Here is a 23,616-nt window from a genome sequence, read left to right on the forward strand (position 1 = left end):
CGATTCGACGGATTGCAATGCACGAAGCGAGCACGTGCCAGCGCCACGCGGATTCGACTGACGTTCACCACCGCAACTGCGTGGTGAGTGCGCCCGTTTCGACGACCGCGAACTGGGTGGCGCCCTGATAAGTCCCTTCGACCCGATAACTGGCATCGGGCACGCTGAACAGGCAGCGTGGCCCCGTTGCCTTGAATTCGACGAGCACGCGTCCATGCCGTCGCAGCCGCACCTGCACGTTCGACAGCGGTTGCCCGCTGGCGCCCGATACGAACGAAACACCGAGGTTGTAAGGGCGGCCGTCGGGGGGAAGCGGCGCCGTACCGTCGATTCGCGCGTCGCCGCAGATATACGAAATCACGTATCGGCCGGAGCCGGGGTCGGACGCGGGTGCCGGGGCCTGGGTCTGTGCCACGGCATTGATGCAGAGTGCGGATACGGCGATGCCGAAGAGCGGGCGAGCATGCTGTTCAAACGAGGAAGACATTGCAACCTCCATCCGAAATCGCTGGGAGCGTATTTATTCAGATTTGAAATTGGCGACGTTCTTTTCGCGACATGGTATTGATACACGATGGATTTTGAACAAACAACCGCGTGTGGCCCGAATGGGACATGCTTTAAATGTCCTATTTAAATAGGATTTGTTATAATTCGACAAAATGAATTGAGACTGAATAAAGTCGATATTGCCGGACATGAAATTTGCTCACCGGTCGCGATGACCATTTCGCAAACTTAAGACGTAAGTGGTATCGAAGTTTGTACCGAAAAATAACGACTGATAAAAGGAAGACTTGCCTCTGCCCTCGAGGCTTCACGATGAATCATGGAACGTACGGTCAGGTAAATCGAAAGGGCTGGTATGACGTTTTTGGCGATAATGTCGTTACATGAAAATCGAAACTTTTGATGTGATGTGTAACGGCGTATTTCCGTCATATGAGTCGGCAATTTACTCGGATTCGCAAACGTTTGGCAGTATTGCGGAATTGATCGAGCGTACGGAACGTATATTGAAGACGAATCGGGATAATAAAATGGTTCGCGATGGCGAAAATGGAATACGGGAGCGCCGTGCGGATTGCATCCGCGCGGCGCTCCGGCGAGTCGGGCGATGAGGGAACGGTGAGGGGCGTTACCGGCTGCCGCCGGCGCTGCGGCGCGCGATGCGCACGGCCGGCTCGATCGACTGCTCGGCCGCACGCGTGCCGTCGGCCGCGACGCGCGGGCGGTTCATGATGTAGGTCCACAACTGTTCGGCCGCGAGCCCGCGCTTGCGCGCCGACCGGTACAGGCGAATCTCGAGTTCGGTGATCCAGTCCGCCGAGCCCGCACGAACGAGCGAACCATCCGCGAGCTCTTTCGCCACGCAGCTTTCGGGCAGCCAGCCGATGCCGTGCCCGGCCACGACCATCCCCTTCAACGCCTCGGACATGTGCGTCTCGAAGCACCGGTGCAGCGCATACGATTCGGACGCATTCAGCAGCAGCATCTCGACGACGTTCCCGAGGAACGCGCCCGACGAATACGCGAGGAGCGGCAGCGGCGCGTCCGGCGTGCCGGGCAGTTCGAATACCGGCTTGCCGCGTGCGTCGGGCGTCGACACCGGCAGGATCCGCTCGACGCCGAGCGTGACGAACGGGAAGTGGTTCGGATCGAGCACGATCGGCAGTTGCGGATGGTGATAGCCGAGCAGCAGGTCGCATTCACCTTCGACGAGTTGCTGCACGCCTTCGGGCACGTTCACCGCGTTCACGCGCGCGGTCACGTGGCCGACTTCGCCGTTCAACTGCTTGAGCCATTCGGGGAACAGCGTGAACACGAGCGTATGCGCGACGGCGAAGCGCACGACCTGGTCGCTTGCCGCGAACTGGTCGTAGCCGTTCACGAGGTTGCGTGCCGCATACATGCTGCGCAGGATATCCGCGGCCAGCCCGCGGAACATCTGCCCGGCCGGCGTCAGCGTGATCGGGTTGATGCTGCGGTCGACCAGCTTCGCATCCATCCATGTTTCGAGTGCGGCGATTCGTCTGCTGAATGCCGACTGCGTGAGGTGCCGATGACGCGCGGCCCGGGAAAAGCTCTTGGTATCCGCAAGGCTCAGGAAATCTTCCAGCCACTTTGCTTCCATGTTGATCTTCGCTTTTTATAGTCGGCGCCGGAAGGCGGCGGCGCCATTTCACTGAACCGGTTTTGTAGCGTACCGCGCCTCGCGCATCGGAGCCGATGTTTTTTTTCGATCGGTGTCAGTCGAAATATGCATGGGCGTTGTCGGCGGTATTACGGCTACATACGGTTGAGGTGCCGGACCCGGCTAACTGGTTAGTTCACCGCGTCGAACTGCCCGACTTGCCGCAGACGGTACTTCCCCCCAGGGCCGGCCGCGCACCTGCGCGCGCCGGCTCGCCTTTCCGCTATTCCGCCCGGGCAACCGAAGGATGTGGCGCAATCCCCGTCGCGGTGCAGGGCGGGCCGCCGCAACGGGTCGCCGACGCCACGTCGCGCTTCGCTGCGGTGCGGCAAGACCGGGCGGGAAGGTGGCGGGGCGCGGGCGACCGCACGGCGGCGGGAAGCCCTGCCGACGCGGGCGCGGAACCGCTGCCGGTCGGCAGCGCGGTAATCGAGGAGGCGCGCCGGGCGGGGAAGGAATGGTGCAGTGCAGATTGCACAGTCGTGACACGCAGGGGAACTATGTTTGACAGGCGCGGTGCAGCAGAGGCCGTGCGCGGGCATGGCACGCCTCTGGCGCGTCCTGCGTCGCGCGCATCGCACCATCATGGTGCGGCATGCCGCGGGGGCGTGCCGGCTGCGCGACAAAGGGGGGAACCTGAGGGGATATCGCAAGGCACGTTCCTTGCAAGGCAGTCAGTACGCCGGTCCGGCATGCGCAATGCCGGGGAAAACGATCGATGGAGAAAAGATCGATGAAGCCATTCGATGAAATGCTGCAATCCGGCGACATGGTGAGGGCGCCTTACGCGCGCCTCAAGCAGTGGCTCGACACGCAGAATCCCGCGAGCCTCGCCCAGAAAGCTCACGACGCGGAAGGCGTGTTCCGCAGGACGGGCATCACGTTCGCCGTGTACGGCGACGCGCAGGCAGCCGAGCGGCTGATACCTTTCGATATCGTGCCGCGGATCATCTCGGGCGCGGAATGGAGCCGGCTGTCGCTCGGCATCGAGCAGCGCGTGATGGCGCTCAACGCGTTCCTCGACGACATCTACCACCGCCAGGAGATCGTGCGCGCCGGCATCGTGCCGAAGCACCTGATCGCGCACAACGAGGCGTTCATCCCGGAGATGATTGATTTCCGGCCGCCCGGGAACGTTTACACGCATATCATCGGCGTCGACATCGTGCGCACCGGCGAGAACGAGTTCTACGTGCTGGAGGACAACGCGCGCACCCCGTCGGGCGTGTCGTACATGCTGGAAAACCGCGAGACGATGATGCAGCTCTTCCCCGAGCTGTTCCAGCAGGTCAAGGTGCGCCCGGTCGAGACCTATCCGCAGATGCTGCGGCAGTCGCTCGCGGCCGTGTGCCCGCCGGGCGGCAACGCCGACAACCCGACCATCGCCGTGCTCACGCCCGGGATCCACAACTCCGCGTACTACGAACATTCGTTCCTCGCCGACCAGATGGGCGTGCACCTTGTCGAGGGCAGCGACCTGCAGGTGGTCGACGGCCGCGTCGCGATGCGCACCACCGAAGGCTTCCGGCCGATCGACGTGCTGTACCGCCGCGTCGACGACGCGTTTCTCGATCCGCTCACGTTCCGCCCCGATTCGGTGCTCGGCGTGGCCGGGATCATGGACGTCTACCGCGCCGGCAACATCACGATCGCGAACGCGCCCGGCACCGGCATCGCCGACGACAAGGCGATCTACTCGTACATGCCGGAGATCGTCGAGTTCTACACGGGCCGCAAGGCGCTGCTGGAGAACGTGCCGACCTGGCGCTGCGGCGAGGCCGACAGCCTGAAATACGTGCTCGAGCATCTCGATGAACTGGTCGTGAAGGAAGTGCACGGCTCCGGCGGCTACGGGATGCTGGTCGGTCCGTGTGCATCGAAGGCCGAACTCGAGGCGTTCGCCGCGAAGCTGCGCGCGCGTCCCGCGAACTACATCGCGCAACCCACGCTGGCGTTGTCCACGACGCCGATCCTGACCGAAGCCGGCCTCGCGCCGCGCCACGTCGACCTGCGGCCGTTCGTGCTGGTGTCGGACCGGATCCGCATCACGCCGGGCGGGCTCACGCGCGTGGCGCTGCAGGAGGGATCGCTCGTCGTCAACTCGAGCCAGGGCGGCGGCACCAAGGACACCTGGGTGCTGGCCGACTGAGCCGGGCACGACCGCGCGCGCCGCAGCCGGCGCGCGAACCGAACGAAGACGGAGTGGACACGAGATGCTTCTGGGACGAACTGCGAGCGGTCTCTACTGGATGTACCGCTATATCGAGCGCGCGGAGAACATCGCGCGCATCGTGGATGCCGGGCTGCGGATGGCGCTCACGCGCACGTCCGACGCGCCGGCCGAATGGTCGTCGGTGCTGGTCAGCTCGGGTGCGGACGACGGCTATCGTCAGAAGTACGACGCATATGCCGCCGATACCGTGACCGACTACTTGCTGCGCGACCGCGACAACCCGTCGAGCGTGCTGTCGTGCATCGAGGCCGCGCGCTCGAACGCGCGCATGGTGCGCACGGCGCTCACCCGCGAGGCGTGGGAAAGCGTGAACGGCGCATGGCTCGCGCTGCGTCACGCGCTCGCGCAGCCGGTGCCGGAGAGCGGACTGCCGGCCGTGCTCGACGAAGTGAAGCGTGAAACCGCGCTGATCCTCGGCAGCTTCTACAGCACGATGCTGCGTAACGAGATCTTCGATTTCGCGCAGATCGGCGCGTTCGTCGAGCGCGCGGACAACACCGCGCGGATCATCGACGTGAAATACCACCTGCTGCTGCCGTCGGTGTCGCACGTCGGCACGATCCTCGACAACTACCAGTGGGAGACGATCCTGCGCTGCGTGGCCGCGCACCGGTCGTACCGCTGGGTGTACGACGTGCAGTACAAGCCGATGAACATCGCCGACTACCTGATCCTGAACGGCCGCATGCCGCGTTCGCTGCGCTATTGCTACGGGCGCGTGGTGTCGAGCCTGAATCTGCTCGCGAAGGATTACGGCGTGACACACCCGTGTCACGACACGGCCACGAAGATTCTGCAGATGCTGTCCGACACCTCGGTCGAGCGGATCTTCAAGAGCGGCCTGCACGAGTTCCTGACCGACTTCATCGGCCGCAACAACAGCCTCGGGATCGATATCGCCCAGGCCTACAACTTCGACTGAGACTTGCCATGCGACTCGCCATCCGACACATCTCGCGTTATCAGTTCGACGATCAAGCCACCCATGCGCTGCAACGGCTGCGGCTGCGCCCGCAATCGGGCCCCGGGCAGACGGTGCGCGCGTGGCAGGTCACGATCGAAGGCGTCGAGCCGGCGCTGTCCTACACGGACGGGCTCGGCAACCGGATCGACCTCGTGCGCCACGACCGCGGCGCGAAGAACGAGATCGTCGTGATCGCGGCCGGCGTCGTCGAGACGCAGGACCGCGCGGGCATTCTCGGCAACCCCGAGGGCTATGCGCCGCCGTGGATCTTCGAGCGCGAGACCGCGCTCACGAAGGCCGGCGACACCGTGCGCGAACTCACGCAGGCGCTGCCGATCGAGCCGCACAGCCTCGATGCGCTGCACTGGCTGATGACGGAAGTGCACGGCCGCATCGCGTACGCGCCGAACCTGGCGGACGCGCCAGTCGATGCCGAAACCGCGCTGCAAAGCGGCGAGGGCACGAGCCGCGACCACGCGCATGCGTTCATCGCGGCCGCGCGTGCACTGAAGGTGCCGGCGCGCTACATCTCGGGCTACGTGCTCGCCGACAGTGCGATGCAGCGCATCGCCGACGCGAAGCAGAGCGCGGCGGGCGAAGAGGAAGAGGAGGCGCTCGCGCTGCAGAGCGGCGACGGCATGCAGCAGGCGCTCGGCGCATCGCACGCCGCGCAGTCGCAGGGCTTGCCGCAGGCGGCGCTCGGCGCGCAGCCGCAGGCCGCCGCGCTGATGCAGCAGCCGGCCGGTCATGCGTGGGCGGAGGCCTACGTCGAAGGGCTCGGCTGGGTCGGCTTCGATCCGTTCATGAACCGCTGCCCGGACGAGCGCTACGTGCGCATCGCCGTCGGCCTCGACGCTCGCGACGCGCAGCCGGTGACAGGGCTCGGCGCGAGCACCGTCGGCATCGAGATCAGCGTCGTGCAGTCGCCGGAACTGGTCTGACGCACTCCTTCGTCGAATCCGCCGTGCCGTGCCGCCGCAGCGACGGCGACGCGGCGCGCGCGGCCGGCCCAACCCGAACCGAGCGGCTCTCCCATGCCCATCCACGTCGCGCTGCATCACACCACCCGCTACCGCTACGACCGGCCAGTCAACCTCGGCCCGCAGATCGTGCGGCTGCGGCCCGCGCCGCACTGCCGGACGCCGATCGTCGCGTATTCGATGACGGTCGAGCCCGCGCAGCACTTCATCAACTGGCAGCAGGACCCGTTCTCGAACTATCTTGCGCGGCTCGTGTTTCCGGAACGCACCGAACACTTCGAGATCACGATCGACCTGGTTGCCGAGATGTCGGTGTACAACCCGTTCGACTTCTTTCTGGAAGCGAGCGCGGAGCAATATCCGTTCAACTATGACGATGCGCTGAAGACCGAACTCGCGCCGTACCTCGCGTGCGATCCGCAGACGAGCGCGGCGCCGCTGTTCCGCGCGTATCTCGACGGCGTCGACCGCACGCCGGCCGGCACCGTGAACTTCCTCGTCGCGCTGAACCAGCAGCTGCAGCACGACATCGGCTATCTCGTGCGGATGGAGCCGGGCGTGCAGACGCCCGAGCAGACGCTGAAACTCGCATCCGGGTCGTGCCGCGACAGCGCGTGGCTGCTCGTGCAGCTGTGCCGGCACCTCGGCATCGCCGCGCGCTTCGTGTCGGGCTACTTGATCCAGCTCACGCCCGACGTGAAGGCGCTCGACGGCCCGAGCGGCACGTCGGTCGACTTCACCGACCTGCACGCGTGGTGCGAGGTCTATCTGCCGGGCGCGGGCTGGATCGGCTTCGATCCGACCTCGGGCCTGCTCGCCGGCGAAGGGCACATCCCGCTCGCGTGCACGCCGCAGCCGACCAGCGCCGCGCCGGTCGAAGGGCTGATCGACGAGTGCGAAGTCGCGTTCGAACACGAGATGGTGGTGACGCGCGTGTACGAATCGCCGCGCGTGACGAAGCCGTATAACGAGTCGCAGTGGGACGCCGTGCGCGCGCTCGGCGCGCAGGTCGACGGCGCGCTGACGGCCGGCGACGTGCGGCTCACCCAGGGCGGCGAGCCGACCTTCGTGTCGATCGACGATCGCGACGGCGCCGAGTGGAACACCGATGCGCTCGGCCCGACCAAGCGTGGTTATGCGACCGAGCTCGTGCAGCGGCTGCGCGCCGAATACGGCGACGGCGGCTTCCTGCATTTCGGGCAGGGCAAGTGGTATCCGGGCGAGCAACTGCCGCGCTGGGCGCTGTCGATCTTCTGGCGCGCGGACGGCCAGCCTGTGTGGCACGATCCGTCGCTGTTCGCCGACGAGCGCGAGCCGTCCGCATACACGACTGACGACGCGAAGCGCTTCATCGACGCGCTGGCCGCGCGCCTCGGGCTGACCGACGAATTCGTGCGGCCAGGCTACGAGGACGTCTGGTACTACCTGTGGCGCGAGCGCAGGCTGCCCGTCAACGTCGATCCGTTCGATTCGCGCCTCGACGACGAACTCGAACGCGCGCGGCTGCGCAAGGTGTTCGAGCAGCAGCTCGACAGCGTGGTCGGCTACGTGCTGCCGATCAAGCGCACGGACGACGCGCCGGGCCGCGATCGGCCGGGCCTCGACGGCCCGCGCTGGCAGACGGGCCCGTGGTTCTTCCGCGACGAGCGGATGTACCTCGTGCCCGGCGATTCGCCGATGGGCTATCGGCTGCCGCTCGATTCGCTGCCGTGGGTCGCTGGCGCCGACTATCCGTACCTGGTCGAACGCGATCCGTTCGCGCCGCGCGACGCGCTGCGGGACGCGGCCGCGTTCCGTGCGCGTCATGCGGGCACGGCCGACGCGCCGCACTACCTGGCCGGCGCGCATCGCGAAGCACCCGTGCAAACGGTCATGCAGTGGCGCGGCGATGGCACGGCTGCGGGTGGACGGCACGCGCATGGCGCGCCGGACGCGCAGCGCCGCCCCGAGCGCTTCGAATCGGCCGCGTGGATCACGCGTACCGCGCTGTGCGCCGAAGTGCGCAATGGCATCCTGTACCTGTTCATGCCGCCGCTCGCCGCGCTCGAGGACTATCTCGACCTGCTCGCCGCGATCGAGTTGACCGCGCACGCGCTCGGCGTGAAGCTCGTGCTCGAAGGCTATCCGCCGCCGCGCGACGCACGGCTCAAGGTGCTGCAGGTCACGCCCGATCCCGGCGTGATCGAGGTGAATATCCACCCGGCGAAGAGCTTCGACGAACTCGTCGGCCAGACCGAATTCCTGTACGACGCCGCCTGGCAGTCGCGTCTTTCCAGCGAGAAGTTCATGGTCGACGGCCGGCACGTCGGCACGGGCGGCGGCAACCACTTCGTGCTCGGCGGCGCGACGCCGGCCGACAGCCCGTTCCTGCGCCGCCCGGACCTGCTCGCGAGCCTGATCGCTTACTGGCACAACCATCCGTCGCTGTCGTACCTGTTCTCGGGGTTGTTCATCGGGCCGACGAGCCAGGCGCCGCGCGTCGACGAGGCGCGCAACGACCAGGTCTACGAGCTCGACATCGCATTCGCGGAAATCCAGCGCAACAAGCTGCTGTACGGGCAGGACATGCCGCCGTGGCTCGTCGACCGCGTGCTGCGCAACCTGCTGATCGACGTGACCGGCAACACGCACCGCAGCGAATTCTGCATCGACAAGCTGTATTCGCCCGATTCGTCCACCGGCCGGCTCGGCCTGCTCGAACTGCGCGCGTTCGAGATGCCGCCGCATGCGCGGATGAGCATCGTGCAGCAACTGCTGCTGCGTGCGCTGGTCGCGCGCTTCTGGGCCGCGCCGTACACGACGCCGCTCACGCGCTGGGGCACCGCGCTGCACGATCGCTTCATGCTGCCCGCGTTCCTGAAGATGGATTTCGACGACGTGCTGGCCGAGCTGCGCGACGCCGGTTTCGCGTTCGACCCGGCCTGGTTCGCGCCGCACTTCGAATTCCGTTTCCCGCTGTTCGGGCAGATCGCGGTGAACGGGATGCAACTGTCGCTGCGCGGCGCGCTGGAGCCGTGGCACGTGATGGGCGAGGAGGGCGCGCCCGGCGGCACGGTGCGCTACGTCGATTCGTCGGTCGAACGGCTCGAAGTGCGCGTGACGGGGCTGAACGACAACCGGCACGTGGTGACCGTCAACGGCCGCGCGCTGCCGCTGCAGCCGACCGGCACCGTCGGCGAATATGTCGCGGGCGTGCGCTACAAGGCATGGGCGCCGCCGTCGGCGCTGCACCCGACCATCGGCGTGCATGCGCCGCTCACGTTCGACATCGTCGATACGTGGCTGCAACGCTCGCTCGGCGGCTGCCGGTATCACGTCGCGCATCCGGGCGGGCGCAACTACGCGACGTTCCCGGTCAACGCGTACGAGGCCGAGAGCCGCCGGCTCGCGCGCTTCGTCGCGATGGGGCACACGCCGGGGCGGATGGACGTGTCGGCCGCCGCGCCCAGCCGCGAATTTCCGTTCACGCTCGACCTGCGACGGCCCTGATCGTCGGATGAAAGGACGGACGACGATGCGCGGTTCGCGACCTCCCGGCGCGCCGGCCGGAGTGCTAGGATGCGGGCTGAACGCGGCCGTCCGCCGTGCCCGGCCGCCGGTGCGGCGGCGCGCGGGCGCGTCCGCCCCCTGACGACGGAACGATATCGACCGTGCCGCCCATTCACCCCGACGATCTCGCCGACGCCGACGCGATGCCCACGCTCTTCGATACCGGCGCGCAGCCGGATGCCGCGGAACTGGCCGCCGCGCTCGCGGCGCCGGCCGCGGCCGGCCGCTACGACGAACTGCGCGGCAGCGCCGCCGGCCTCACCGCGCCGCTGCTCGCACCTGCATGGCGCAGCTTCTTCACGTCGATCGGCAGCGACGGCGTGGCCGACCTCGACCGCCGCGCCGACGCGCTGCACCGGCGCATGCGCGAGAACGGCCTGTTCTACCAGTTGCACGAGCAGCGCGCCGGCGACGGCGCGGCCGGCCCGTGGTCGCTCGACCTGCTGCCGCTGATCGTCACGCCCGAAGACTGGGTCACGATCGAGCGTGGCGTGCTGCAGCGCGTGCGGCTGCTCAACGCGACGCTGGCCGATCTGTACGGGCCGCAGACGATCCTGCAGCGCGGGCTGCTGCCGCCCGCGCTCGTCACGGGCCATCCCGGCTACCTGCGCGCGATGCGCGGCGCACGCGTGCCGGGCGATACGTGGCTGCATGTCGTCGCGTTCGATCTCGCGCGCGGCCCGGACGGCCAGTGGCGGATCATCGCGCAGCACACGCAGGGCGCGGCCGGGCTCGGCTACCTGCTCGAAAACCGGCTGATCGTGTCGCGGCTCTTTCCGCGCGGGTTTCGCGGACTGCGCGTGCAGCGGCTTGCGTCCGCCTACCGTGCGCTGCTGCAGAGCATGCAGTCGCTCAGCCCGGCCGCGAAGAATTCGCGGATCGTGCTGCTGACGCCGGGGCCGCGCAGCGCGACCTACTTCGAGCATGCGTATCTCGCGCGCTACCTCGGCCTCACGCTCGTCGAGGGCGGCGACCTGACCGCGCGCGACAACCGTGTCTTCCTGAAGACGCTGCGCGGGCTCGAACCCGTGCACGGAATCCTGCGGCGCGTCGACGACGCATGGCTCGATCCGCTCGAACTGCGGCCCGATTCGCTGCTCGGCGTGCCGGGGCTGCTGCAGGCTGTGCGCGCCGGCAACGTGCTGCTCGCGAATGCGCCGGGCTCGGGCTTCCTCGAATCGCCGGGCGTGCTCGGTTTCATGCCGCGCCTCGCGGAAGGGCTGCTCGGAGAAACGCTGACGCTGCCCGCCGTGCATTCGTGGTGGTGCGGCGAGGCGGCAGCTTGCGACGACGCGCTGCCGCAGCTCGCGCGCAGCATCGTGAAGCCGTCGTATCCGCCCGACGTGCAGGCCGGCGGCGCGTTCGATCCGGTGATCGGCGCGCGGCTCACGCCGGCGCAGCTGGCCGAATGGCGTGCACGAATCCTGGCCCGGCCCGAGCATTACACGGTGCAGGCCGACCTGCCGCTGTCGCAGGCGCCGACCTGGCCGGGACACGACGCACCCGACGGCGCCGGCGGCGCGCGCATCGTGCCGAAGCCGCTGCTGCTGCGCGTCTTCGCGCTCGCCGATGGCGCGCAACGCTGGCGGCTGCTGCCGGGCGGGCTGTCGCGAGTCGGCACGCGCGACACGCTGTTCAACGCGCCGATGCCGCGCGGCGGTAGCACCGTCGATACGTGGGTGATGACCGAAGGCATCGTCGATTCGACGACGCTGTTGCAGACCCGTCTCGGCCCCGACGATCTGGTCGAGCGCCCGCGCGCGATCGCGAGCCGCGCGGCCGAGAACCTGTTCTGGCTCGGCCGCTACACCGAGCGCGCGACCAACCTGATGCGTCTTGCGCGCGCCGCGCTTGAGCGGCTGCGCGGCGAGGACGACGTCGACAGTCCTGCGCATCTGGAGTTGATCGACACGCTGTGCCGCGACACGGGGCTGATCGCGCCCGACGCGCCGAACGCCGTCGATGCGCCGCGCGCGTTCCAGCACGCGCTCGCGACGTCGCTGACGCGCGGCGCGGACCGTACCTCGGGCATCGCGTCGTGCCTGTTCGGGATGCGCGCGGCCGCCGCCGCGATCCGCGAGCGGCTGTCGAGCGATCAGTGGCGGCTGATCGACGACGCGACGCAACTGTTCGCCGACAGCGCCGATCATCCGGAAGCCGAGGAGCAGATCGGCAACGAGGCGCTGCAGCTGCTCGAGCGGCTGGGGCTGCTGCTCGGCGCGATCACCGGCGCGCAGACCGACAACATGACGCGCGACGACGGCTGGCGGCTGCTGTCGATCGGCCGGCAGATCGACCGGCTGGACTTCCTGTGCAGCGTGCTGAAGTTCGCGTTCGACGAAGGCGCGGTGCACCGGCAGGACGGCTTCGAACTCGTGCTGGAGCTGTTCGACAGCACGATCACGTTCCGCTCGCGTTTCCAGCGCGGTTTCGACGTCGCGCCGCTGCTGTCGCTCGTGGTGCTCGACACCGACAACCCGCGCTCGCTCGGCTGGGTCGTGCAGGCGCTGTGCGGCCGGCTGACGAAGGTCGAGCGCAGCGAGGGCTATGCGCTGTCCGAACTGGCCGAGACGATTCCGGACGTGCCCGCGTGGTCGCTGCACGAGCTGTGCGAAACCGGCGACGACGGCCGGCACGGCAAGCTGCTCGATGCGCTCGACGCGACCGTGAAGGCCGTGTGGGAACTGTCGAACCGGATCGGCGAGCGCTATTTCAGCCACGTGCGCGAGGCGGGCCGGACGCTATGGTGACGACGAAACACGCGGCGAAGGTGCCCTCCGGTTCCGGCAACGGACGACAGGCCGCGGCACCGGCATCGGCCGCGCCGGCCGCTGGGGCGCCCGGCCGCGTACTGCGTGTCACGCACGACACCGAATACCGCTACGCCGCACGCGTCGAATCCGCCCAGCACCAGGCGCGTCTGCAACCGCTCGCGACGCGGCGCCAGCAGGTGCTGTCGTTCGCGCTCGACATCGAGCCCGCGCCGGAATCGATCTGCACGGAAATCGACGCATTCGGCAACGCGCGCGCATCGTTCGCGCTGAACCAGCCGCACGACGCGCTGCTCGTGCGCAGCCGCAGTACGGTGTGCGTGACGCCGCCCGTGTGGTCGCTCGGTGCGCGCGGCGCGCCGCCGCCCGCGATCGCGCATCCCGACGGAAAACACACGACTGCATGGGAAGCCGTGCGCGACCGCTTGCGGTTCCGCGCGGGGCAGCCTTACGACGCGGCGAGCGAATTCGTGTTTGCTTCGCCGCACGTCGCGTGCGATCCCGAACTCGCCGCGTATGCGGCCGCGAGCTTCACGCCGCAGCGGCCACTGGTGCAGGCCGCATGGGACCTGATGCGGCGCGTGCACGCCGATTTTGCGTACACGCCGAACAGCACCGACATCACGACGTCGGCACTCGATGCGCTGCGGTTGCGCAAGGGCGTCTGCCAGGATTTCGCGCACGTGATGATCGGCGCGCTGCGCTCGCTCGGGCTGGCCGCGCGTTACGTGAGCGGTTATCTGCTGACGCAGCCGCCGCCCGGGCAGCCGCGATTGATCGGCGCGGACGCATCGCACGCATGGGTCGAGGTGTACGACCCGGCGTGGCCCGAGGACAACGGCTGGCTGCAGCTCGATCCGACCAACGACCGTGCACCGGGCGACGACTACGTGATGCTGTCGATCGGCCGCGACTACGCGGACGTGACGCCGCTGCGCGGCGTGATCCGCGGCGGCGGCGCGGATCAGGAGCTGAAGGTCGGCGTGACGGTCGAGCCGCTCGATACACCGTAAGCCACGCGGCATGAGCGGGCCGGCGCCGCGCTCGCCGGCCTTTCAAGCATTTAAGTCTTCGTTAATTCTGCCCGCCTAGCATGGGGATGCCGGCGAACGGACCGGATCCTGGTCCGGCGCCGGCGGCACGCACGGGTGCGTCGACGTCACGGCGCCGCGCCGTCGCGCGTGGCCATTCCCTTGCAACGGCGGCAGACATGATCAAGAACTTCGACTACACGCTCGGCAACGAGACGATCGCGCTCTGCGCGAGCTTCGGCGCGGGCCCCGCATTCCGTCGCGTGCTGGTGAGCCGCGCGGATTCGATGGAGACGCTCGTGGTGCTCGACGCGCGCGGCCTGTCGGGCCTGCTGAAGGTGGCGACCGAGCAGCCGGAAGGATTGCTCGACGATGCGATCCGCAAGGTTGGCGACGAACAGCTCGTCGAGCGCGCGATCAGCGGCCGGACGATCGTCGAAGCCGCGCTTTGAGCGGGCGGCGCGTGCAGGCCGGTGTTGCCGGCTGCAACGCGCCGCTTGGGCGTGGCAGCTTACGCGGCGAACCGGTCCGTCGCGGCGAGCAGTGCCTTCAGGATCCCCGGTTCGTTGTACGCATGCCCGGCGTCCGGCACGATCTCGAACGTCGCGTCGGGCCATGCCTTCGCGAGGTCCCACGCGGTGCGTGCGGGCGTCGCGATGTCGTAGCGGCCTTGCACGATCACGCCCGGAATGCCGGCGAGGCGATGCGCGTCGCGCAGCAGCTGGCCTTCTTCGACGAAACCGCGGTTCACGAAGTAGTGGTTTTCGATTCGCGCGAACGCGAGCGCGTAGTGGCCGTCCGCGAAGTGCGCGGCCAGCGCCGGATCGGGCAGCAGCGTGATCGTGCGGCCCTCCCAGATGCTCCATGCGCGCGCGGCTTCGAGCTTCGCGGCTTCGTCGTCGCCCGTCAGCCGGCGATGGTACGCGGCCATCAGGTCGCCGCGCTCGGCTTCCGGAATTGGCGCGAGGAAGTCCTCCCACAGATCCGGGAACAGCCACGACGCACCTTCCTGGTAGTACCACAGCAACTCCGCGCGGCGCATCGTGAAGATGCCGCGCACGACGAGCGCGCTCACGCGCTGCGGGTGCGTTTCCGCGTAGGCGAGGGCGAGCGCGCTGCCCCACGAGCCGCCGAACACGAGCCATTGTTCCGCGCCCACCATCTCGCGCAGGCGCTCGATGTCGGCCACCAGATGCCACGTCGTGTTGCTCTCGAGGCTGGCATGCGGCGTCGAACGCCCGCAGCCGCGCTGGTCGAACAGCAGAATGTCGTAGCGCTCGGGATCGAACAGGCGGCGATGGTCGGGGCTGCAGCCTGCGCCCGGGCCGCCGTGGAGGAACACGGCGGGCTTGCCGGACGGGTTGCCGCAGCGCTCCCAGTAGATGCGGTGGCCGTCGCCGGTATCGAGGTGGCCGTGGGCGTAGGGTTCGATCGGTGGGTACACAGGCAGGCTCCGGGTAAGGGTCGGCAGGAGGGCGGACGAGGCACGGGCCGGTGTGCGATCGGAATCCCGCAGCGCCGGTATCGCGGATATTGCGGCGCCGCAAGATTCGTTGTGTCGGCATCGGACCGGCCGCCGCCGGACAAGGCTTGTCATTATGCCCATTCATTCCGGCCGCCGTGCGCCGGCCGGCATCGGGCGTGCGGCGCGGTATTTCGGCCGACAGGCGCACCGAAATTTTTTGAAGCAATTTCGTTCCGATATTTTTCAGACAAAATCCCGGCGACATATCGGCGAGCCGGTCGCGGGCGCCGGCCTTCATACCGTTCCTCCACCGTGCCAACGGGAAACGAGCCGATGAACCATCGCGTCAAGCAGCTGACCGGGTTGCGCGCCGTCGCGGTCACGATGGTCGTCGTCGGCCATGCAGAGCACGTGCTGCCGGGCGGCTATACGGGCTGGTTCGCGCCGCTGCGGCTGATCGCCGACGGCCGGCTCGGCGTGCTGATCTTCTTCGTCCTCAGCGGCTTCCTGATCACCAGCGTGCTGCGCGCGGAATTCGCGCGCACCGGCGGGATCGCACTGACGTCGTTCTACGTGCGCCGCGCGTTGCGGATCTGGCCGGCCTGCTACGTGTATCTCGCGACCGTCGGCGTGCTCGCCATCGCCGGCTGGCTCGACGTCGATCGCCATCAGTGGCTGTATGCGGCGCTGCATCTGTGGAACTACTCGGCGTGGTTCGGGCTGACCGGCGACAACGCGCTGCATCCGGCCGGCGCGTGGTATCTCGGCCATTTCTGGTCGCTCGCGCTCGAGGAGCAGTTCTACTGGTTCTGGCCGCTGCTGTTCGTGTACGGCACCCGCTGTCGCGGCACCCGCTGGCTGGCCGCGCTGATCCTGGCCGTGCCGCTGGTGCGCGCGCTCACGTATTTCGTCGCGCCGGCGCTGCGCGGCCAGCTCGGAATGATGCTGCATACGGGCGTCGATCCGATCCTGATCGGCTGCTACGCGGCGCTCAACCGCGAACGGATCGAAGCATGGATCCGCTCGTGGCGCGGCGAGACGCGCATCGTGACGGCGCTCGTCTTCATCGTGCTGTTCGGGATGCCAGTTGCAGAGCATCGGCTCGGTGGCTTCTGGAATGCGACCTACGGCGTGACGCTCGAGGCCGCGCTGATCGCGATCGTGATCGTCGTGCTGAATTTCCGCAGCGAGTTCTGGTGCGCGCGGTGGCTGCGCGCCGCGCCGGTCGTGTTCGTCGGGACGATCTCGTTCAGCCTGTATCTGTGGCAGCAGCCGTTCGCGAATCCGGATCTGGCCGTTCCGCACGCCTTCCCGCTCGGGATCGTGTGGGCGCTGCTGGCCGCGACGGCGAGCTATTTCCTCGTCGAGAAACCGTTCCTTCGGCTGAAGGATCGCTACACCGCGCGCGAGACGCGACGCATGCGCGACGATGCACTGCGGATGCCGGTGCAGACCGATGCGATCGGGCCGAAGGTGGCGGAGTAGGCGGGCGTGGCGTGCACCGCGTGCCGCGTCACTTGAAACGCTTCAGCGCCTCGGGTGAATACCAGAAGGTCCGGAACATGTCGATCCCGTACGACTTGCCGTCGTATCTGACGATCGTGCGTGCGCTTCGCTTGCCCGTATCCGAGTAGTTGCCGTCTGCGCGCTTCGTCTCTGTGACGTGTGCGGCGATCGACAGGTCGGCGAAGCCGTGGCTCGACGCTCGCTCGACGGCGATTGTCATCTTCGCGTCTTCGCTGCGAGCGTCGCCCGCGCCGGCGCCGCACGCGTCGCCCTCGACGCTGACCCAGCCGTACAGGTTGGTGCCGAATACCGGGCGGATGCGATTGCCTTCGCGAACCCACAGCGTCAGCTCTTCGCTTGCGTTCGCATCGGGGCAGCTCGGCCCGCGTGCGCTGCTCGTGAAGACGATGCCGAATGCACGCACGTCGCGCGACAGGCGGTAGGGCGCAGTATCGATGCGATAGCTGTTCGGGCCGACTTCCGTGGCGGCATCTTCCTCGACGATCGATTGCTCGGCCGCGACGACCTTGCCGCCCTCGACGAGCGCGACGACCTGCAGCTTACTGCTGTCGTCTGGGTTCTTGCTCTTCGGCAGCGAATCGAACGCGATGGCCGCGATCGTCGTCTGCGGCGCGTTCGGCATGACCTTGCATGCCGAAGCGATAACGAGCTGGTCCGCGCCACGCGTGGCGTCCGCGATTCCGGCCCAGCGGGCGACGGCCGTGACGGCGGCGGCGTCGCACGGCTGATCGCCGGCAGCCTGAACCAGGGGGGAGGCGGCGAGTGCCAGAAGCGGGGCGAAATGGAGGATTCTCGGGGGCATGTGGGGGATGGTCTTTTGGGCGGTGGATGTCGCTGAACGGCCAGAAGCGGACGTTGGACGTCGGTGCTTAGATTGGCGACAATCTTCGGTACCAGATTTCGGGACTTCGATATGGTCATGAAATTCATTCTCGAAACCATCGATGTGAAGACGGCGTGTTGCGCGAAAAGCTTTCCAGTCGAAGTGCCGGATTCGTCCGTCATTTCTTCTTTGCTGGAAGACGATGACTTTGATGCAAGTGTCCAGTATGAGCTGGACCCGCATGATACGGCTAGATTCTCGACGCATTTCGGTCTATCGGTCGGGGAATCGGTCCCAGCAATTCTCAGAGCCCGTCATTGGCTCGACGACCTACCTTACCAGATTCACACAGGTCGGGAACTTGCGCTGATGCTTGGCGGTGCGAAACCCTTTGCTGCCTTCTCAGAAGAATATCCATTGTTGGCAGACGACAGTGTGATTCCAGAGCAACTATACGACCTCTATGTGGTGGCTGGACGATTTGTAAAGAGAGAGTATGTCAACACAAGAATTCGGAGAGGCTACCGTACAAGGTACGTTCTGTATGCGCGGCCAGATGAAGCGTGGCGGATTGATGCCTATATCCTGCTTTGGGATACAGGGCAGGTGACCGGCTGGAACGAATCACTTGAACGTATGGAGGGATTTCTTCTTGGCTACGAGGAGTGGCAGACAGACGCATACATTCGCGCGGCCAAAGCGAGAGCGGACGCAAGTCAGCAAGATACCCTGTGACAGGCGATGGCAGTAAATTGCAACCGGCTCACGGAAATTCTCATCCTTACGACCCCGACTGCTCGAGCTGCAACGGGTCGTTTACGTTGTTTGCATGAGGGGCCGCACCCACGGCGCTCCGCTGTCGGGCGCTTTCCGGCCACTTACGGTCATTCGACGCGAAATCCCAGGGTCCTGTACGTCTCTTGAGAAACCTCCGAAAGTCGAACTGCAGATCGCAACGTCGAACATTTCAGAGAAGATATCCGCCCATGCCTTGCATGCGACATCCTCTTGATCTATATACCTGCATCGTGCAGGATAAGTTGCCTCAACGGTCGGTTCAGTCATAGCCATCATCTCGGAGAAATAATGGGCTTGCATTCGCTTAGTGGGGTGATATCAAATTTGCGCGTGATACGTGGAGAATATCACCAATCAAAGTTTAGTGAATTTGAGGGTAAGGCAAATGAAATCGCGCCTTTAATGCTTGCGGCGATCGGAGATGACGCGATGGCATTAAATAGTGCGTTAGCGAATGATCCGGACAGAGTGCGACCAAAGCTTCCTGAAGGTTATTGGATTGAGGTGGAGGTGGGTGGAAGATCGTTGAAAGGATGGTTTGAGTCTATTCCTTTTGATGACGGGGATAATGTTAGGGTGGTTTTCAATGGAGCAGGCGAATTGGTGGCGGCTAGTAATCCCGCAAGGCGAATTATTGTATTTATGCCCGGTCTTCCGGAGATATTAAAAAAGACATTCAACAGGCAAATGATTTACGCGTTTCTGGCGGTAACGTCAGTGCTGTGCTCTGCCGAGATGATAATATTTTATTTTGCATTTGACTCATTTGAAAGTTTCGTTCCGGCGATCCGATTTGGGCTGATGATCACCGTTTTCGCCAGCGCACTACTATTCATTTTGGCATTTAGAATTGAATTAATAAGGGGCTTAAAAACAAAAAAAATTCTCAAGTTACTCGAGTTGCGAGATGTGGAAGATAAGATGAAGGAAGAATACGACGGCGTAAGGACACGTGGCTATCGCTATTGATGTTGATGTGCCGTAAAATCATCCGGAGTGAGGCAAGAGTGCAGGCGCCAGTGCAGTCGCCTGAAGATGTGGGTGGTAATTCGCCAGCGTAGCGTCGTGATCGCGTCAGGTAAGTGTCGCTGCATGCGCTGAGAAGCCACATGGGATGTCGCCCGAGGTGTATGACTTTGAAATTGGAATATTGTTCTCGATGTCCGCTTTCGAGAAAATCCACCGTCCGCTTCGGGTCGATTTGAGTCGGTCGCGCGTTGCAGGGCGGCGGCCGGCCGCGTTCGGTCAGGAACGGTCAGTCGACGTCCGCCCGTAGTTCGCTGACAATTGGCGGCGCTCGTCGTTTGTTCGCAGTATCGTTGCGAGGCTACCGTCGATACCAAGACTAAATGGAGATTGGCAATGTTAAGCGCGGGGAGACCGTTTCTGAAATACTGGTGGGTGCTGTATTTCGCGGTGTGTCTGGGTTGGGGTATTCATGATTGGGGGGAAATCCTAGCCTCCCCGACGATGCCAAATACGACTACGGGAAATATTGTTCCTTACAACAACCACGGAAAAATCATTTACATAACTCGCAGTCAGAGCCGTGCCATGATCTGGGAACCCTGCATCGGACCGATCTTGGTTCTCATCGTATTTTTAATTCGACAGCGCCAGACAAGGCGCAGGACCTGAAGGTTCGTGGACTTCTTACCATTGTCATCGCGGCTTTAAAGACCGTTCCGGAGAACGGTCAACGACCGGTTCGGGTCGTTCTGAGCCGGTAACGGTCCATCGGGGAGGTATCCGACAGCGCCCGTTTCGGCCACTACGACCCATGCACGACCGGCGCCCGCATTGGTGCCTAAACGCCGGAGTGACGCTTGCGGCGATACGCTCGAAACTTGTTCTGCGATGTGCCGCACCCAGTTGTATTCCTCGCTGTACCTCCGGTGCAGCAAAATGCGTGTCCTGTCTCTCGGGCGGCCACGACGAGTGGCGCACTGGAACGCGTGCCCCCCGACCGCGGCGTCTTGCGCGGTCCGGATTCGAGGCACCTGCCCGGATGCGGCCCGTGCGATGATGTGCCATGACTGACACGAGAGATGGAATGACGACTACATTCGACGAGGCGACAACGGCGGCGATCGCCGCGTTTGCCCAATTGGATTTCCACACGGCTGTGCAAGCGATGCGCGCCGAAGCCGATTACGACCGCGAACGAGACCAGTGGATCTCGCGCTATATCGACGAGCACGGCGGCGGCGCGGACGATGCAGAATACGACGCCCTGCACGCGCAGGCCCAGGCAACCCCGGAATACGCGCAGTTCATCGACGCGGTTCGCCGGGAAATCCTGGAATACTTCGGCGTGACCGACGATCAGCTGGACAACATGGTCCTGCTGCGCGATGACGACAGCGATGAGCTTTGGGCGGAAGTCAACCGGCAGCGGAGCGCGCTCGGAACCGGTGAAGTGCGTGGAGATCTCTGAGCGCTGCTTGCAGTCGTATGTGCCCGCTGCCGGGAAGGCTCACTCCACCAGCAATTTCGCGCTGTGATGCGACAAGATCCCGACGAACTGGTCGGCGGGCTGTGGCCGCGCGAACAGGAAACCCTGCCCCTGATGGCAACCGATCTCCTTCAGGAAGGCCAGTTGTTTTTCCGTCTCTACGCCTTCCATCACGACGTCGAGCCCCAGCGCGCGGCCCATCGCAACGATCGCGCGCACGATCGCGTCGTCCGTGCTGCCCGAACCGCAGTCCCTGAGGAACGACTGATCGATCTTCAGCGTATCGACGGGCAGATCCTTCAGGTACACCAGCGACGAATATCCCGTCCCGAAATCGTCGATCGCCAGGCTGATTCCCCGGATCGCCAGTTCGCGCAGCAGGATGCCGATTTCCTCGCGGGTGTTCATCGCCATGCTTTCGAGCAGCTCGAGCTGTAGGCACTCGGTCGGCAACGTGGTTTCGCTGAGGATGGTCGTCAGGTCGCTGAGGAAATGGTCGGTAAGGCATTGCCGTGCCGACACGTTCACCGCCACACGTCCGAACTCGAAGCCCTCGTCGAGCCAGCGGCACGCCTGGCGGCAGGCTTCATGGAGCACCCACCGGCCGATCGGGACGATCAGCGCGGACCGCTCCGCGAGCCCGATGAACTCGCCCGGCGGTACCAGCCCCCTGCGTGGATGCAACCAGCGCAGCAACGCCTCCACGCCGACGATCCGGCCGCTGGCCAGATCGAATTGCGGCTGGTAGAACAGGCGGAATTCATTCTGCTCGAGCGCGCGGTGCAACTCGCCGAGCATATCCAGCTGCTCGATCGCCGACGACGTCATCTTGCTCTCGAAGAACTGGAACACGTTCCTGCCGCGACTCTTCGCGCCGTACATCGCCTGGTCCGCGAGCAGGATCAAGTGCTCCGCCTCGATCCCGTCGTCCGGATAAATGCTGATGCCGATGCTCGGTGTGACGAAGACCTCGCGACCGCCGATATCGATGGGCCGCGCCACTTCGTCCAGCAGCCTGCGCGCAATGCGCCCGACGTCGCGGACGTCGTCGAACTCCTCGAGCACGAGCGCGAATTCGTCGCCGCCCATGCGTGCCACAGTGTCGTTCGCGAGTACTTCCGCGACGATGCGTCCCGCAACGATCTTCAACACCTCATCGCCGGCGTTGTGGCCAAGCGTATCGTTGACCAGCTTGAAGCGGTCGAGATCGAGGTACATCACCGCGACCTTGCGACCGAGTCGCTTCGCCTGGACGATCGCGTGCGCGAGCCGCTCCTCGAACAGCGCCCGGTTCGCGAGATTGGTGAGCACGTCGTGGGTGGCGAGATAGCCCAGCCGTTCCTCCGCCTGGCGCCGCTGCGTGATGTCGGAAAAGATTGCCGCGTAGTGGGATATCTCGCCTGCGTTGTCGCGAATGCTGGTGATCGTCAGGTATTCGAGAAACAGCTCGCCGGTCTTGCGGCGATTCCAGATTTCGCCTTGCCAGTGGCCGTCGGTGGTCAGCGAATGCCACAGCTGCTTGTAGAATTCGGGCGTCTGGCGCCCTGAACTCAGCAGGCCCGGGTTGCGCCCGATCACTTCGTCCTCGGTGTACCCGGTCAGGCGCGTGAAGGCCCGGTTGACGCGCTCGATCTTCGCATGCCGGTCGGTCACCATGATGCCTTCGAGCGCCGATTCGAACACCCGATCCGCCATGCGCAGGTTGAAGCGGGCGAGACCCAGCGCTTCGTCGCGCTCGCGCAAGGCGCTGCGCAGCTCGTTCGCGTATTCGTGCTCGATGCTCTTCAGCACGTCCGCGAAACAGAGCAGCCCGGTGAGCTTGCCATCCTCGTCCTGGATGCCGACGTGCCGCATGTTGTGCTCGGTCATGAAGCGCTGCGCGGCATACAGACTCTGCCGGGCGGACAGCATCTGCAGCGGCCTGCTGGCGAAGGCCCCGACCGCGCCTTGGGCCCCGCCGTTCGCCAGGAGCCGGACGACGTCCCGTTCGGTCAGGATGCCGCGCTCGCCGTCGTCGTAGACGACGAGGATCGCATCGAGCTGTTGCGTCCGCATCTGCGCGATGACTGCATGCAGCGCGGCATGCTCGGGCACGACGACGGGCGGATGGACGGAGATCGATTCGATCGGCTTCAGGTGGAGGAAGAATTCCGGCCCCTGGTTCACGACGACGTCGGTCTGCGTCAGCACACCGATCGCGGCGCCATCCCGGACCACCACGAAGTGCCGCACGCCCGACTGCGTGAACTTCATCGCAGCTTCACCCAGCGGCGTACTGGCCTCGAGCGTCAGCACCGGATGGCTCATCACCTCGCTGACCGGCCGATCGAGTCCGCGCGGATCGTCGCCGGCCGACAGGGCATCGTGCTCGGTCCAGATCCCGACGACCTGGTCGTCCTGCATCACGACGATCGAGCTGCAGTGCTCGGCGAACATGCGTCGTGCGACCTCTCGCACCGGCGTGTCAGGTGCGCAAGACAGAATCTGACGCGCGACCAGGCGCGCAATCGGGACATCGTAACTGTTCGGATACATTCTCTAACCAACACGAAAAACCTTGCCTGCGCATTGCGATCCGGCAAACTGCGGGCTCGTCTGCGGCGGCAGGCAAGATCCGATATCGCTCGCTCGAATGGTTGCGTACTCATCGAACTCGCAAGCGGGGTATTGCCCCGTCGTTCGAGGCGGCGAGCGCGGTGCCGTGACCGTCGGCACCACATTCGGCGATCGCACGCCCAGTGCATCCAGACGCGGAAGCGTCGCCCTCCCAAGGGCAGCCACCCTGCGTTAACGACAGGTTCGGACAAGAGTTGAGTGCCGTCACGA

At 65.5% G+C, this 23,616-nt stretch carries 16 protein-coding genes; 11 read left to right on the plus strand and 5 right to left on the minus strand.

Annotated elements, in window-relative coordinates:
- Positions 1-64: 64 nt before the first annotated feature.
- Entirely contained in the window at positions 65-487 is a 423-nt protein-coding gene (locus DIE08_RS00215; protein ID WP_124628277.1) for a hypothetical protein, read from the minus strand.
- 651 nt (positions 488-1,138) lie between these two features.
- Positions 1,139-2,134 (minus strand): LysR substrate-binding domain-containing protein, encoded by a 996-nt coding sequence (locus tag DIE08_RS00220; protein WP_059607806.1) that lies wholly within the window; start codon positions 2,132-2,134, stop codon positions 1,139-1,141.
- Positions 2,135-2,927: 793 nt separating this feature from the next.
- Here DIE08_RS00220 and DIE08_RS00225 point away from each other — a divergent pair.
- The 7 genes from DIE08_RS00225 (at position 2,928) to DIE08_RS00255 (ending at position 14,174) form a co-directional block, all read left to right on the plus strand.
- Complete coding sequence (locus DIE08_RS00225; RefSeq protein ID WP_059679130.1) at positions 2,928-4,343, plus strand: circularly permuted type 2 ATP-grasp protein; 1,416 nt, start codon at positions 2,928-2,930, stop codon at positions 4,341-4,343.
- A gap of 64 nt (positions 4,344-4,407) precedes the next feature.
- Positions 4,408-5,349, plus strand: coding sequence for an alpha-E domain-containing protein (locus DIE08_RS00230; RefSeq protein ID WP_059607808.1), 942 nt, complete (start codon positions 4,408-4,410; stop codon positions 5,347-5,349).
- 8 nt (positions 5,350-5,357) lie between these two features.
- The gene (locus tag DIE08_RS00235) at positions 5,358-6,332 is read left to right on the plus strand and encodes a transglutaminase family protein (RefSeq protein WP_124900578.1); all 975 of its coding nucleotides are present in this window, start codon (positions 5,358-5,360) and stop codon (positions 6,330-6,332) included.
- A 93-nt stretch (positions 6,333-6,425) separates the two neighbouring features.
- Positions 6,426-9,860, plus strand: coding sequence for a DUF2126 domain-containing protein (locus tag DIE08_RS00240; protein ID WP_124900580.1), 3,435 nt, complete (start codon positions 6,426-6,428; stop codon positions 9,858-9,860).
- Between the two features lie 203 nt (positions 9,861-10,063).
- Positions 10,064-12,670 (plus strand): circularly permuted type 2 ATP-grasp protein, encoded by a 2,607-nt coding sequence (locus tag DIE08_RS00245; RefSeq protein WP_124900894.1) that lies wholly within the window; start codon positions 10,064-10,066, stop codon positions 12,668-12,670.
- Complete coding sequence (locus tag DIE08_RS00250) at positions 12,664-13,704, plus strand: transglutaminase family protein (RefSeq protein ID WP_124900582.1); 1,041 nt, start codon at positions 12,664-12,666, stop codon at positions 13,702-13,704. The genes DIE08_RS00245 and DIE08_RS00250 overlap by 7 nt, the downstream gene beginning before the upstream one ends.
- A gap of 197 nt (positions 13,705-13,901) precedes the next feature.
- Positions 13,902-14,174, plus strand: a complete 273-nt coding sequence (locus tag DIE08_RS00255; protein WP_059607812.1) for a hypothetical protein — start codon at positions 13,902-13,904, stop codon at positions 14,172-14,174.
- A gap of 59 nt (positions 14,175-14,233) precedes the next feature.
- On the opposite strand, the gene pip is transcribed toward DIE08_RS00255, so the two are convergent.
- Positions 14,234-15,166 (minus strand): prolyl aminopeptidase, encoded by a 933-nt coding sequence (pip, locus tag DIE08_RS00260; protein ID WP_124900584.1) that lies wholly within the window; start codon positions 15,164-15,166, stop codon positions 14,234-14,236.
- A gap of 354 nt (positions 15,167-15,520) precedes the next feature.
- On the opposite strand from pip, the gene DIE08_RS00265 reads away from it, so the two are divergent.
- Positions 15,521-16,672 (plus strand): acyltransferase, encoded by a 1,152-nt coding sequence (locus DIE08_RS00265; protein ID WP_124900586.1) that lies wholly within the window; start codon positions 15,521-15,523, stop codon positions 16,670-16,672.
- A gap of 28 nt (positions 16,673-16,700) precedes the next feature.
- Here DIE08_RS00265 and DIE08_RS00270 read toward each other — a convergent pair whose 3' ends face one another.
- Complete coding sequence (locus DIE08_RS00270; RefSeq protein WP_124900588.1) at positions 16,701-17,516, minus strand: multidrug ABC transporter ATPase; 816 nt, start codon at positions 17,514-17,516, stop codon at positions 16,701-16,703.
- Positions 17,517-17,633: 117 nt separating this feature from the next.
- Between DIE08_RS00270 and DIE08_RS00275 the strand changes: the two genes are divergently transcribed.
- From DIE08_RS00275 to DIE08_RS00285, 3 genes are all read left to right on the plus strand, one after another.
- Entirely contained in the window at positions 17,634-18,272 is a 639-nt protein-coding gene (locus DIE08_RS00275) for a hypothetical protein (RefSeq protein ID WP_124900590.1), read from the plus strand.
- Between the two features lie 351 nt (positions 18,273-18,623).
- Positions 18,624-19,304 (plus strand): hypothetical protein, encoded by a 681-nt coding sequence (locus DIE08_RS00280; RefSeq protein WP_124900592.1) that lies wholly within the window; start codon positions 18,624-18,626, stop codon positions 19,302-19,304.
- Positions 19,305-20,388: 1,084 nt separating this feature from the next.
- On the plus strand, positions 20,389-20,772 hold the full coding sequence (locus DIE08_RS00285; RefSeq protein ID WP_059607817.1) for a hypothetical protein: 384 nt from the start codon (positions 20,389-20,391) through the stop codon (positions 20,770-20,772).
- A 39-nt stretch (positions 20,773-20,811) separates the two neighbouring features.
- Here the strand turns inward: DIE08_RS00285 and DIE08_RS00290 are convergent, their stop codons facing one another.
- Positions 20,812-23,325, minus strand: a complete 2,514-nt coding sequence (locus DIE08_RS00290) for an EAL domain-containing protein (RefSeq protein WP_124900594.1) — start codon at positions 23,323-23,325, stop codon at positions 20,812-20,814.
- Positions 23,326-23,616: the final 291 nt, after the last annotated feature.

The sequence above is a fragment of the Burkholderia sp. Bp9004 genome (genome assembly GCF_003858025.1).
Lineage (GTDB): Bacteria > Pseudomonadota > Gammaproteobacteria > Burkholderiales > Burkholderiaceae > Burkholderia > Burkholderia diffusa.

Coding starts and splice junctions, on each gene's coding strand:
- DIE08_RS00235 (WP_124900578.1), top strand. CDS start 5,358: ATGCGACTCGCCATCCGACACATCTCGCGTTATCAGTTCGACGATCAA.
- DIE08_RS00245 (WP_124900894.1), top strand. CDS start 10,064: ATGCCCACGCTCTTCGATACCGGCGCGCAGCCGGATGCCGCGGAACTG.
- DIE08_RS00280 (WP_124900592.1), top strand. CDS start 18,624: ATGGGCTTGCATTCGCTTAGTGGGGTGATATCAAATTTGCGCGTGATA.
- DIE08_RS00285 (WP_059607817.1), top strand. CDS start 20,389: ATGACGACTACATTCGACGAGGCGACAACGGCGGCGATCGCCGCGTTT.
- DIE08_RS00215 (WP_124628277.1), bottom strand. CDS start 487: ATGTCTTCCTCGTTTGAACAGCATGCTCGCCCGCTCTTCGGCATCGCC.
- DIE08_RS00225 (WP_059679130.1), top strand. CDS start 2,928: ATGAAGCCATTCGATGAAATGCTGCAATCCGGCGACATGGTGAGGGCG.
- DIE08_RS00250 (WP_124900582.1), top strand. CDS start 12,664: ATGGTGACGACGAAACACGCGGCGAAGGTGCCCTCCGGTTCCGGCAAC.
- DIE08_RS00255 (WP_059607812.1), top strand. CDS start 13,902: ATGATCAAGAACTTCGACTACACGCTCGGCAACGAGACGATCGCGCTC.
- DIE08_RS00230 (WP_059607808.1), top strand. CDS start 4,408: ATGCTTCTGGGACGAACTGCGAGCGGTCTCTACTGGATGTACCGCTAT.
- DIE08_RS00265 (WP_124900586.1), top strand. CDS start 15,521: ATGAACCATCGCGTCAAGCAGCTGACCGGGTTGCGCGCCGTCGCGGTC.
- DIE08_RS00240 (WP_124900580.1), top strand. CDS start 6,426: ATGCCCATCCACGTCGCGCTGCATCACACCACCCGCTACCGCTACGAC.
- DIE08_RS00275 (WP_124900590.1), top strand. CDS start 17,634: ATGAAATTCATTCTCGAAACCATCGATGTGAAGACGGCGTGTTGCGCG.
- DIE08_RS00290 (WP_124900594.1), bottom strand. CDS start 23,325: ATGTATCCGAACAGTTACGATGTCCCGATTGCGCGCCTGGTCGCGCGT.
- DIE08_RS00220 (WP_059607806.1), bottom strand. CDS start 2,134: ATGGAAGCAAAGTGGCTGGAAGATTTCCTGAGCCTTGCGGATACCAAG.
- DIE08_RS00270 (WP_124900588.1), bottom strand. CDS start 17,516: ATGCCCCCGAGAATCCTCCATTTCGCCCCGCTTCTGGCACTCGCCGCC.